Raw genomic sequence first — 12,053 nt, 5'->3', positions numbered from 1 at the left:
ATGAAACGAAACGGGCTCGGGCAGATCAAGAATGCCGTGTCCATCAGCGAGAGGCCGGCATCTGTTGAAGATCGCGCCGTGCCGGGCCACTGGGAGGGCGACCTGATCGGCGGGTCCAGGAATAGCTATGTCGCAACGCTTGTCGAGCGTCATTCGCGCTACGTGATGCTGGTCAAGGTCGCGAACAAGGATACTGAAAGCGTCGTCTCGGCGCTGATCAAACAATCGCAGAGACTGCCCAGTGAACTCTACCGGTCGCTGACTTGGGACAGAGGTAAAGAGCTTGCTGATCACCAACGCCTGACACTGGCCACCGAGGTCGAGGTCTATTTTTGTGACCCTCGGTCTCCCTGGCAGCGCGGCTCAAACGAAAACACCAACAGATTGCTGCGCCAGTATCTTCCGCGTGGCACCGATCTGTCCTTGCACAGCCAGGCTAGGCTCAGTGCCATCGCAAGGCAACTCAATGAAAGGCCGAGAAAGACCTTGCTCTATCAGACGCCGGCTGAGAAGTTCGCAGAATGTGTTGCAGCGATCGGTTGAACTCGCCGCGCAAAGCGGACATTCGTCCGAGCCCTAATGTCCGAAAAGTGCCACAAGCGGACCTAGTGGAGCGTACAAAACAGACTTTGACAGCAGCCCAGCCGGACGTAGACGATCTTGGTCCGTCATCTATGTTGGTTTGGCACCCGACCCAATTATGAACTTGAATCTCGTTGTGAAGCCATCGTCGGTTTCATTCATGAATGTCGCCCCAAGCTCCATTTGGTAGCTTGAGCGGGATGGTCCTGTTTCCTCTAGGGATTGTCCCGCTATCCCGGTCACGCTGAAGCTGATTCCGCCGTCACCACGATAATGGCCGCGCATAGCAACGCCCCTTTACGGCGGTAACTGTGCGGATGAGCGCAATCGAAATACATCGAGTCGCCCTGGCCGAGCGTGAAGTCCTCTCCCTCCAGGTTCACCACGAGTTCGCCATCCAAAACGTAGATGATCTCCGCGCCGGGATGCTCGTGCGGCTCCGACTTCTCGTCTTCCTCCCCAAACTCAACGTAATAGCCGTTGAGCTTTCGATCGCTGACAGGATAGTCGAGGGACTCGAAGCAGTAAGCGGGCGAAGTCCGCCCTGCCTTCTCCGGAAGACGAATGCGGTCCGCCTTGCGCACAAGGGCATGAACTGGCCGGTCGCTGTCCTCTCTGAAAAAGTGATCGAGCCCGACGCCGAACACCAAAGCGATCCGCAACAAGGTCGGTAGCGTCGGAAACAGATGCCCTCGTTCAATTTTCGACAGCATCGCCGGCGAGAGACCGGTGTGCTCGCTTAGTTGGACCAGCCCTAGCTTTTTGCGCAGTCGCAGCCGGCGGATCTTTGGGCCGATGGCATAGCCCTCAAGGGCCGTGATCAGGGTTTCCGACAACATGTTTCCGGCCTCATTTCATCCCAGTTCAAAGATGGGCGCATTTTCTATCCCTACGAAAACTGCTTTTCATATCACGTCAATGTGCCCTTGAAGAAAATCAGTTTTACCACCATTCAATAAGGTGCGAGGCAAAACACGTTTTCTCCCCTCGAAAACAGAACGCCGGCCAAGCCGGCCCCATCCCGTCACAGGAGCTAAAAGATGAGCAGAGTAGGTATTGTGTCGAAGGCCGCGGTCGTTTTGGCCGTTGCAGCTTTGGCGATCGGCAGTAATTTCGCGCGCGCCAGCAATCAGGACATTGTCGACACGGCGGTCGGTGCCGGCCAGTTCAAGACGCTGGCGGCAGCGCTCAAGGCGGCCGATCTGATTGCTACCCTGAAAGGTCCCGGACCGTTCACGGTGTTCGCACCGACGGACGAGGCATTCGCCAAATTGCCGGCCGGCACGGTGGAGAACTTGCTGAAGCCCGAGAACAAAGCGAAGCTGACGGCCATCCTCACTTACCACGTGGTGCCGGGCGCGGTGAGAGCCGAGCAGGTAACTAAGCTGGACCAGGCCAAAACCGTCAACGGCGCAATGGTGAAGGTCACAACCAAAGACGGCAAGGTGACGATCAACGACGCCACCGTCGTAAAGGCTGATACCGCGGCCTCGAACGGGATCATCCACGTCATCGACAAGGTCATCCTGCCACCCCAGAGCTGATCGGCCTAATATCCCCGGTCCGCTTTGCTCCAAAGCGGACCGGCACCTTATCGGCAAGGCACCCCACAGAGATGCGATCGCTGCTGCTCATCCGAGACAAGAGAACCACTGACATTCTTTTGCCGAACAACAGCAACGAAGACCCATTCGAATGAAAATGCGCGCGGCCGAACTCGGAAGTTTATTTCTGTTTGTTGCGCTCGTTCTGGGTGGCGGCCTTATCATCGGTTTCGCTACCGCCCCCGGTGCATGGTATGCGGCGCTAAGCAAGCCGACTTTCAGTCCGCCTAACTGGATCTTTGCCCCGGTTTGGAGCACGCTTTATATCATCATCGCGATCGCTGGGTGGCGTGTTTGGAGAAAAGGCCGCAACAGCCCACCAATGAAGCCGTGGTGGGGGCAGCTGGCCCTGAATTTCGTTTGGTCACCCATCTTCTTTTCAGGCCATCGGGTCGATATCGCCTTTGGCGTGATTTTGCTGCTGTTGATAACGATCATTGGCTTCATCATGATAACGCGGCGGCAAGATAAGATAGCATCTCTCCTGTTCGCGCCTTACGCCGCGTGGGTGGCGTTCGCTTCGGTTCTAAACGGCGCGATCTGGCTGTTGAACTGACTAGGAGGTCCGATGCGCCACCGCGTCGTGATCGTCAGCGACAAAAATGCAGAGAGGCTCGCCATGTATTGTCTGCGCCGGCCGGCCGCGATTTCGACCCGATTTGACGCCCAAGCAGATGCTCGAACTTGGGGTGTTCTGCGGCAAATACCTCACCGATTGTCGTGACGATTTCCCGCGAACCGATCAGCAAGCGCGCTACTTACGCCTTCGGGCTGTGTTCAATCGCGCTGGCGTCGGGGCTCTATTGGTTAATCCACAAAGCCTCACTCAGGGTGTAGAGCGGCTTTATCCGCTTCCAACTCATCGATCAGTTTTTGCGCTCCGTCGATGAGTTGCTGATCCAGGATGCGTTGCTTTATCCGGCGGTACCGCTCAATCGTCTTATCGATCTCATCGCACTTCTCGCACATAGCCCGGCTCCGCGATCAGGCGGGAGCCAACCGGGCCACCTGGTTCCGAGTCATGCCTATCCCCGCAGATTAGTTCCGGCCGGTCGGTTAACGGAAATTAGGACACTTCTAAATTCAGCTTACACAGCACCAAACAGGCCGCCAACTGAAGCGGCCTCAATTTAGCTTTCGGCGGAATTTCTTAATGAGTTCCCGCAAGGCATTTGCGTACTCAGCGATCACCCGTCGGGCCTCATCCGATAGGGGAGGCTTCGGTTCCGGTCCGTCGTTGCTCGGGGCGGGATCGTCTTTCATGACCCATGATAGTTGGTCGTCGGCGCGCGCCGATTTGACCAAAATCAAAATAGACCACCGCCATTTTCAAACTAGGCCACTGAGGGTCGAAACAGGCCAGTACCAACAGGCCCATGGGAACGGATCGTGACCTTGGATCAATTCAGGAACGTGGCCGTCGTTGGCCCGCAAGTCCGCTATGGGTCAAACACGGAAGTCGAACCTGTCGAGGCCGACTTCCGATTTATCCCTCAAAGCAGACATCCGGCGGGCGCGCTGGGATGTCTGTTGAGTGCCAAACACGGACCCATGCAGTGCAGCAAATCGGATTGTTATTCGATCATCTCGTCGGCGCGAGCGAGCACGTCTGCGGCACAGTGAGACCGAGTGCCTTGGCAGACTTCAGGTTGATCGCCAACTCGAACTTAGTCGGCTCCTGAACCGGCAGGTCGGCTGGCCTCTCACTTTTGAGAATGCGGTCGACATAGCCAGCTACGCGGCGATACTGATCGATCAGGTAAGGGCCATAAGACATTAGCGCCACCGGCCAGTGTGGGCTCTGGTTGGTGCCGTCAACTCGAAGTATCAATGTTGTCGCCGACGAACGCTACCCTTCCGGCACCCCGGCCAGCCGCATTCCCGCAACGATGCGTTCGTGGACAGCAAGGAGAATCGGATTGTCGCTCGGTACATGAGCGCGGAACCGACGGATAGTGAAGCTCGGATCAAGCGCAAGTCCCGCCTGTACCGTGGCGCGCGCCTCGTCCAACTCACCAACCTGCGCCAGCATTGCCGCGAGAGGGAAATGCGCAAACGAATGGTTTCGGTTTGCTTCGAGGCCCCGACGCATCCAGATGACCGCTTCCTCATCTGCACCGAGCTGCGCCTTGGCAAGGCCGACATACCCCAGCCAACGAGCGGCAACGGTGTCGCGAGGAGAAAGGCGGAAGGCCTCGTTGATGTGAGTTTCGGTTTCTTCGCCGCGACCAAGGAAGAACTTGGCGAATCCGATGAGAGCATGAGCGCGGGCCGAATTGCGATCCAGCTCCAAAGCCTGCTGGCATTCCGCAATACCTTGGGCTGCGCGGTTCGTAAATACCTGCACGAAGCCCAAAGTCACGTGAGCCAAAGCGTGGTTTGGTGCGAGGGATAGTACCCTTCTAATGGTCGTCTCCGCTGCCGCAAGCCGCTCTGAATAGTCATCGGTCATAAACGAAGCGCCTAGGTAGCCATCGACCCGTGCCAAACCGACCATGGCCTCGATGTTATCGGGATCGAGCGCAATGGCCTTCTCGAAAAAGCCGCGCGCTCGTGTCAGGCTATCGGGTGTCAGCCCCTTGTTGAACCAACTGCTACCCTGGAACACCAAGTCCATCGCGTCTGGATGCGGTGAACGCTCCGCTCGGCGGGCCTCGGCAGCGATAAGTTCGGCATCGAGCGCATTGGCGAGCCTCGAAACGATTTCGTCTTGCATGTCGAACAGATCGGCCACAAACTTGTCAAAACGCTCAGCCCACAGGTGATTGCCGGTTTCGGCGTCGATCAGCTGCACGTTCACTCGAAGCCGGTTACCACCGCGCTGCACGGAACCTTCGAGCACATAACGGACGTTCAGCTCACGTCCGACTTCCTTTACGTCCACGGGTCTGCCCTTGAACGTGAACGCCGTGTTACGCGCAATCACGAACGCACCACTGATGCGCGATAAGTCTGTTGTCAGGCTCTCGGTGACGCCATCAACGAAGTATTCCTGCTCGGGATCGCGGCCCAGGTTTCCGAATGGCAGAACCACTATAGACAAATGCGGTGCTGAAGATGACAGGGGGGCGGCCTGATGAGCCTTTGCGGTCTGGCCAACCACGTAGGCACGGATCGGACAGGCTATGTTCTTGAGGATTTGCTCGCCGATGTCAGTGAACTCGACCGTAACCTTCCCACGAACCTGTTCGTACGCGGAAAAAGAGATACAGATGCCACCCGGTTCAGCGATGCCTTCAAGCCGAGCGGCGATGTTCACACCATCGCCAAGAATGTCGTCTCCGTCGATCAGGATGTCTCCAAGGTTAATCCCGATCCGAAACAGCATACGCCGGTCCTGCGGGATCCCTTCGTTCCTCTGGGCCATTACTGCTTGCACGACTACCGCGCACTCGACTGCATCGACCACCGAAGGAAACTCAAGCAGCACACCGTCTCCCGTGCTCTTCACAAGCCGTCCACCGTGCTTCTCCACGAGGGCATCGGTGACCCTACGGTGTTCGCGGAGCGTGCGGACCGTGCCGACCTCGTCGCGCCCCATGAGCCGCGAGTAGCCCGAGACGTCAGCCGCGACTATGGCGGCGAGCCTGCGTCCGACACGACCTGGTTGCTCGTGCTCCATGGCAAGCACGTTTCCTCTTGCGAGGCCATCTTGTACGAAAGCTGACCTGAGAGGCAAGTCTCATAAGGCGCGATTTGCAACAAGCAGCTACGCATGGACCCCGCTCGGGCGGCCCCCTAACGGCTTCGCCGAGCCCTTGGACCTCTGAAGGCTCCGCCGCGGAGACTCCTTACACCATCTTCCTGCGAGGAAGGCCTCTGCAGGAGATGTATCGATCGTGCTGCTCAAATACGCGGGAACGATGCCCTTCAACTTCTACGCGGGACTGCCCGATAGGGTCTGAGAACCTGCAGGTGGTGATGTCTGTTGTGGGTCAATCGCGTCACTTTTAACAGGCTCCGCGAACTTCCGGTCTTCCTCGCTCAGCAGACATGGCCGACAAGGCGCGGCAGGTCCGGTTCGTGCCAATAGGCGACATGCTTGCAAAGGCACGGATCCGGGCTAATGCGCAATGGTCGTTCGTTTGTGTCCGCAAGAGGCCCTCGGCGGTGAACCTTTCGCGGGCGGCCCGCGACAAACAAGCCGCCATCGTCGCGACGGCGGCGCGTGCCGCGCCGATCGCGCGACGCCAATTGAGGTTTCCCATGCCGATCGTCCGAATCCTCATGGTCCTTCTCGCGCTCGCTTCGCCGCTGTCGATGGCGGGAGGCGCTGTTGCGGGGCCGTTTGAGGATGCGCAGGCGGCGCATAGCAGACGCGACTACGCAACCGCGCTACGGCTCTGGCGTCCGCTGGCCGACCAAGGCAATGCCGAGGCGCAGTACGCACTCGGGTTCATGTACGACGGCGGCCAAGGTGTGCCGAAAAATTACGCTAGGGCTGCAAAGTGGTGGCGCCTCGCAGCCGATCAAGGCCATACCTTCGCCCAGTACAACCTGGGGACCTTGTACGACAACGGCAATGGGGTGCCTCAGAACAAAGCTGAAGCATTGAAGTGGTATCACCTTGCCGCCGAGCGCGGTAACGATGGTGCGCAGTTCAACGTCGGGGTCCTGCATTTCGCGGGCGTGGCCGTGTCCGAGAACCGGATCGAGGCTGCGAAGTGGTTTCGCCGCGCTGCAGACCAAGGTCATATTGGAGCGCAGGTATACCTTGGCCTCTGTTACGCTACGGGACTAGGCGTGCCGCAAGACAATATTCAAGCATACATGTGGCTCAGTTTGGCGGCTGCGCGAAGTGACCAAGATGCGATCAGCAATCGAAATCGCGTCGCGCAGCAGATGACCCCGGCACAGATCGCCGAAGCGCAGAAGCTGGCGGTTGAGTGGAAGTCGAAACCGGAACGGTAGTATTCCCGTGCGTCGCGGAAGCAATGTCTGCTGTGGGTCAAAAGCTGACTTGGTCGGCATGTCCGCTCTTGGCGCAAAGCCGACCTTGTCCTGCCGCTTCAGCTGAAGTTTACCGATCATTAACCATACCGACCCATCCTGAACATTCTTCTGGATGGAGCGATATCGATTCATGGCCCTGGGGGCTCCATGTTGCCTGTTGGCACATAGCGGGAAGAGATCCGACGCGTGGCGAGCTGAAAGTCTGATTTCGCTTGCTCCACATTCCAATACTAAGATTTTTGAATGGGGACTCACTGCAGGCCAAAGAACATGCGAATAGGCTTCTTACGGAAGCCTTGCATAGAGTTGGGGCCATGAAGGCTTTGCCGACCACTTGCATCGTGGGTCTTATCGCATTCATGGGATTTTATCTGGCTGGCGGAAACCGGCCAGTCGCGACGGTGCCGGATGCAACGCCGGAAGCGGCAGCTAACGCGGTGGCGCCTGCGCTATACGCGGAGGCATCGGCCAAGCTTGCAGCAGCGCTTCAGGCTGCGACTGCCTCAGTGACTTCAGCGGGTTCTGGACCGTTGACGGTCCGAGCCGAAATCGCCGACGATTCCGTAGGGCCAAAATTGGCGTCGTTGGGCGATCAGGCTACGGCCCAGCCGCCGCCGGTAGCACGAGATGCGTCCAATGATGCGCTCAAGCCGGCGCAGGCGACGCAGGATTTCCGGCATCTAATCTACTACGTCTGGTCCGAACTGCCGCCCGCCCAGAAGCCGGCGGAGATCGTCTTGCGTTCATTCAAGGACATTCCGGTCGGAACGCCAATCGAGGAGATCAAGCGCGCTTCCGTCGCTTTCGGTCTGGATTTCAATTTCATGAAAGCGGTTGCCAAGATCGAATCCGGCTTCAACCCCAATCGACGCACCGGGTCGTATATCGGACTGTTTCAGCTGAGCGAAAAGGAGTTCGGCAAATTCGGCTTTGGGCAGATTCGCAGTCCCCGGGACAACGCCGTTGCGGCTGCCTACAAAGTCATTACCGAAGGCATCCTGTTCGAGTGGATCACGCACCGGAAGCTGGACCTGAGCGATCTCTATCTGATCCATCAGCAGGGATGGGAAGGTGCCGCCGAGCACATCAGCCAGCCCGATCGCATCGCCTGGAAATCCATGTGCGCCACCAGCGAAGGCAGGGAGAAGGGCGCGAAGTGGTGCAGACGCGCGATCTGGGGCAATACCCTTCCGGCCCTCAAGAAGGATTGGAAATCAGTGGACAAGGTGACATCGAAGGCGTTCGTCGGCATGTGGCGCGCGCGGGTTGCCGAATTCTACACGAAATACATGGCGACCGCCGACGGCGGGGCGACCCCATAATTCGGTTGATAGCAGGGCCCTGGCCGACTGCCGGCGCTAACCGGACAGCCGACCAAAAAACTCATTCCAACATCATCGGTGGACTCGAGCAGCTCCCAATTCCTTCGTTCCGTCTCGTCAATCCAGTTTTCCAACAGGCTTGCAGTGGCCGTGTCCCCCCTTCCTTCACAGAGTTGGTGGGCTGCCCGCATTCTGATCGCCAGCGACCGGTTATCTAAACTGAGTTCGGCAAGCATATCTTCCGGCTTGACGAATTCAGCATGGTTGTCGGCCAGCCGCTGAAGCCGTGCGGTATGGCCTATGGAACGAAGCGTGTTGCCGCCGATAGCGCGAGCGCGCTCGGCGATCGGATTCGTGATGGCCAGCAGGTCGGACGCCTGCTTGTCCAGCATGAGATGGATGCTCCTGAAGTGAGGACCGGAAACATGCCAATGGAAATTTTTCGTCTTGAGGTACAGAGCGAAAACTTCCGCGAGCAAGACCGCGAGGGAAGCAGCAATTTTCCGCACGGCCGATTCCGCGATTCCCGAGGGCATGGCGAGTGCTTCCGGGAGTTCGAATTGCCGTCCGTAGTAAGAAGGGTCGATCTGGACATTTAAGCACCCCGAATGAAGCTCAGGAGATCCGCATTCAACTGGTCCTTGTGCGTATGCGGAAGCCCATGGGGCGCGCCCGAATACACCTTTAGTGCGGCGCCGACGACAACCGTCGACGACAGCATAGCGGAGGCGACAATCGGAACGATCTGATCGTCATCGCCATGAACGATGAGAGTGGGAATGTCCATGCGCTTCAAATCGGAAGTGAAATCAGTTTCCGAAAATTGCTTGATGCAATCGTACGCGCCCTTGATCGCACGCTTGCATTCCCTGCAGCCAGAATTCATCTCTGACGCCCTGAAAGGGGGTTGAGCCTGGCCTGTTGTAGCCATAGAACGCCAAGCTCAGATTCTTGAAGAACTGCGAGCGATCGTTCGCGACGCCATCTCGGATTTCGTCCAAGACGTTGATGGGCAAACCCGTGGGATTGTCCGCCGTCTTCAGCATTTTTGGTGGAACTGCGGAAACGAGAACGGCCTTGGAGACTCGATCCGAGCTGTACCTCGCGATGTAGCGGGCGACCTCGCCACCTCCCGTAGAGTGTCCTGCGAGGATGGCGTGCTTCACCGAGGGCTTTATGACGGTGGACCTGCGACGCGCTAGAAGTCTGTTGGAACTGTTATCCTGACGATAACATTACCGACGCTCGGGGGCCGCTACACGAGAACGTCTGCAGCCCGGTCAACTCGACCTCGCTCCGGAGCTCGAACGTTCATGCCGCCGGCGCACATCATGGATAATCGCGATACACCCGGAGCAGACTAAGACGCAGAGCTCGATGCTCTATGATACGCCGTAACTTTCGTCTACTGCTTTGGAGGCGATGGCCGCCGCACAACATTTCCTTCCCAATTTCAATCACCATCAGTGTTCAACAACTTCGAGCCGCCCGTCATAGGCCTTGCGTGACGCGGGATCAGATCTTCGTTCAAGGCGATCGGTGGAAGTATGTGGGAGTAAGCGGAGCGAAACGAGGCAATTGATCATTTACTCCGCAACGTGACGTTGCCGCGCGAATTTGTTGATGCCCTGCGGAAAGCTGTCCTTCAGCTGCACGAATAAGGCCGCCATGTAGCGGTTACTCTTCTTCGGTAGGTGTGAAGTTCAGCTTCCGGTTGTTAAAGGAAAATGCCCCAGCGATGGCCAGGGCTCCAGTTTAAAGTCAGGGAGGGATGTATTCGGAAAGACGCTAGATTGCTTCCCACTGCTCAATCGGAAGCGTGCCTTTGTGATTCGACATCAGATCGGTGGGATTGATTGACCCAGCGACGCCTGCCTGGGAAGGCGAGAGCACAGTGTGTGACCAGGCAAATGCAACCATAAAAGCAATCGCGAGGGCTCCGATTGAAAAAACTAGTTTGCGCATCGTAGGCTCCTTGGTTGGCGAATTCGATGCGGTGAGGATGAGCTCATCGTGTTTCAGGAATTTGCCATCGCAAGCCATGATTGGTGTCGCCGCAGAATTTGTTGGTTTCATCAGGAACTGTACGAAGAAACGTCTTCACGAGTTCGCGAGGAAAAACGTCGGTTCAACTAGGACTGCAAACGTGCCCTGTCCGACCAAAAGGACAGCACTACGTCCCTAAACAAGGCGAGCGACCGTCTCAGTTGGGGGCCTCTTTCATTTGCCGATGCGGTCCCTTGTCTTCTAGGCGCTATCCCGTCCTAGTGCCCATCCATCGGACCTAAAACAAGGCCGCGCGAGCTGAAGATGTGCCGATGGTCCTAGAGAGCGCTGCCGGCACAAGAGACCAGCGGATCCGACGCATCCGTTTTTTGGGAACCTCTTCCCCACAAGACCATCCAATTTGCAGCGAGAAAAGCGGGAGGGCAGGTCCGAAGACCAAGGAGAACAACCAATGGCACAGGATTTTTGTAAGTCGCTCACAAGACGAAGTCTGGTCGCAGCAGGGCTGGCGCTGAGCGTTGCCCCGGTCGCTTTGGCGGGGGCTGATGACGCCTACGCGCAGGCCAAGGAAAATGCGAAGGACATCCCGTCTGAGAAAAGTCTGTATGCGCGGCTTGGGGGTGTATTCGCCATCGCGGCGGTGGTTGATCACTTCAGCGACGCCGTCGTGAAGAACCCCGTCGTTGGCCAGAAGTCCAAGAATCCGCACCTGCGGGAATGGCATACCAAGAACCTGAAAAGGTTGCCTGGCCTCAAATTCATGCGCACGCTGTGGGTCTGCAACGTTTCTGGTGGGCCTTTCCAGTTCACCGCGACCAAGCCCGGCAAGACGCCTGTCGGCCTGGAGGAGGCTCATCGGGATCTCCGTATCTCCCCGGCCGAATTCGATGAGGTCGCAGCCGAACTTGGACGGACGCTGGATTTCGCCAAGGTCCCGAAGCGCGAGAAGGCGGAAGTCCTGTCAGCCTTTGCGGCCCACAAGGATGAGGTCACGGCCGGCTACGTCGCGGCGGCCAAGCGCGGCTGAAGCCGCTGTACCGCCTCGTCCAGACGATCGCCGCCCAGCCAGCGCTGGGCGCGAAGTGTCCCTGCGCCCCAACAAGATCAAAGAAGTAGCACTACAAGCTGCGGTGCAACGAGTCTGTTTCTGGCACGTTTGAGACGAGGCTACCGACCCTGACGATGTCCGTTTCCAGGGGAATACCGACGTCGGTGACCCCAGTTTTCGTTCCGACGTCTCCGAGATGTGGAAGCGGCAGTCCGCCATATATTCATGGTGGCAGTTTGGGGCTTGATCGCAGCCAGTGCGAGCCGACCCGGGGGAAAGGGTTGGGTCGCCGCAAGAGCGTCGTTGAAGCTGGCGACCTCGCCAGTTCAAATGAAAAATATCACTCAGACTCGACCCAACGATCGTCCTAAGGTTTTTTAGCCTATGCCGGTCTCAGATCGCCGGGGCTACCAGGTTGAAGAGGTCACTGCGAAATGATCTGCTACGCTCTCCCACGATCGGTCCGCTACACTCTCTCACGAGGGGAAGGACTGACCTTCTTCGTCGGTGACGGCGGCATAGCGTTGCTAGAGGCCC

At 57.8% G+C, this 12,053-nt stretch carries 11 protein-coding genes and 1 pseudogene; 6 read left to right on the top strand and 6 right to left on the bottom strand.

Going from position 1 to position 12,053, the window contains the following annotated elements:
• On the top strand, positions 1-543 hold a 543-nt coding region (locus tag JQ597_RS37315; RefSeq protein WP_212270365.1), incomplete at its 5' end, for an IS30 family transposase.
• A gap of 278 nt (positions 544-821) precedes the next feature.
• On the opposite strand, the gene JQ597_RS37310 is transcribed toward JQ597_RS37315, so the two are convergent.
• Positions 822-1,421, bottom strand: coding sequence for a helix-turn-helix domain-containing protein (locus JQ597_RS37310; protein WP_212270364.1), 600 nt, complete (start codon positions 1,419-1,421; stop codon positions 822-824).
• A 201-nt stretch (positions 1,422-1,622) separates the two neighbouring features.
• Between JQ597_RS37310 and JQ597_RS37305 the strand changes: the two genes are divergently transcribed.
• Positions 1,623-2,126 carry a fasciclin domain-containing protein gene (locus JQ597_RS37305; protein WP_212270363.1) on the top strand — a complete coding sequence of 168 codons (504 nt, stop codon included), beginning with the start codon at positions 1,623-1,625 and terminating at the stop codon, positions 2,124-2,126.
• Positions 2,127-2,277: 151 nt separating this feature from the next.
• Positions 2,278-2,742, top strand: a complete 465-nt coding sequence (locus JQ597_RS37300) for a TspO/MBR family protein (RefSeq protein ID WP_212270362.1) — start codon at positions 2,278-2,280, stop codon at positions 2,740-2,742.
• Positions 2,743-3,768: 1,026 nt separating this feature from the next.
• Here the strand turns inward: JQ597_RS37300 and JQ597_RS37295 are convergent.
• Positions 3,769-3,963: an ABC transporter substrate binding protein gene (locus tag JQ597_RS37295; RefSeq protein ID WP_349628942.1), complete on the bottom strand. Its 195-nt coding sequence runs from the start codon at positions 3,961-3,963 to the stop codon at positions 3,769-3,771.
• Between the two features lie 72 nt (positions 3,964-4,035).
• The gene (locus JQ597_RS37290) at positions 4,036-5,808 is read right to left on the bottom strand and encodes an adenylate/guanylate cyclase domain-containing protein (RefSeq protein ID WP_212270361.1); all 1,773 of its coding nucleotides are present in this window, start codon (positions 5,806-5,808) and stop codon (positions 4,036-4,038) included.
• 371 nt (positions 5,809-6,179) lie between these two features.
• Between JQ597_RS37290 and JQ597_RS37285 the strand changes: the two genes are divergently transcribed.
• Positions 6,180-7,097 (top strand): tetratricopeptide repeat protein, encoded by a 918-nt coding sequence (locus JQ597_RS37285; RefSeq protein ID WP_212270360.1) that lies wholly within the window; start codon positions 6,180-6,182, stop codon positions 7,095-7,097.
• A 254-nt stretch (positions 7,098-7,351) separates the two neighbouring features.
• Positions 7,352-8,461, top strand: coding sequence for a lysozyme family protein (locus JQ597_RS37280; RefSeq protein WP_249148476.1), 1,110 nt, complete (start codon positions 7,352-7,354; stop codon positions 8,459-8,461).
• Here JQ597_RS37280 and JQ597_RS37275 read toward each other — a convergent pair.
• From JQ597_RS37275 to JQ597_RS37265, 3 genes and pseudogenes are all read right to left on the bottom strand, one after another.
• On the bottom strand, positions 8,416-8,997 hold the full coding sequence (locus tag JQ597_RS37275) for a Dps family protein (RefSeq protein ID WP_212270359.1): 582 nt from the start codon (positions 8,995-8,997) through the stop codon (positions 8,416-8,418). The two genes, JQ597_RS37280 and JQ597_RS37275, sit on opposite strands and share 46 nt — an antisense overlap.
• 59 nt (positions 8,998-9,056) lie before the next feature.
• Positions 9,057-9,627: pseudogene (locus JQ597_RS37990) on the bottom strand (alpha/beta fold hydrolase); the annotation flags it as partial.
• Between the two features lie 622 nt (positions 9,628-10,249).
• Positions 10,250-10,537, bottom strand: coding sequence for a hypothetical protein (locus tag JQ597_RS37265; protein ID WP_212270357.1), 288 nt, complete (start codon positions 10,535-10,537; stop codon positions 10,250-10,252).
• Between the two features lie 331 nt (positions 10,538-10,868).
• Between JQ597_RS37265 and JQ597_RS37260 the strand changes: the two genes are divergently transcribed.
• Positions 10,869-11,495 (top strand): group I truncated hemoglobin, encoded by a 627-nt coding sequence (locus JQ597_RS37260; protein WP_249148474.1) that lies wholly within the window; start codon positions 10,869-10,871, stop codon positions 11,493-11,495.
• The last annotated feature ends 558 nt before the right edge of the window (positions 11,496-12,053 follow it).

It is taken from the genome of Bradyrhizobium sp. AUGA SZCCT0177, from assembly GCF_018130125.1.
Classification (GTDB): Bacteria; Pseudomonadota; Alphaproteobacteria; order Rhizobiales; family Xanthobacteraceae; genus Bradyrhizobium.
This window is presented reverse-complemented; position numbering and strand designations above follow the sequence as displayed.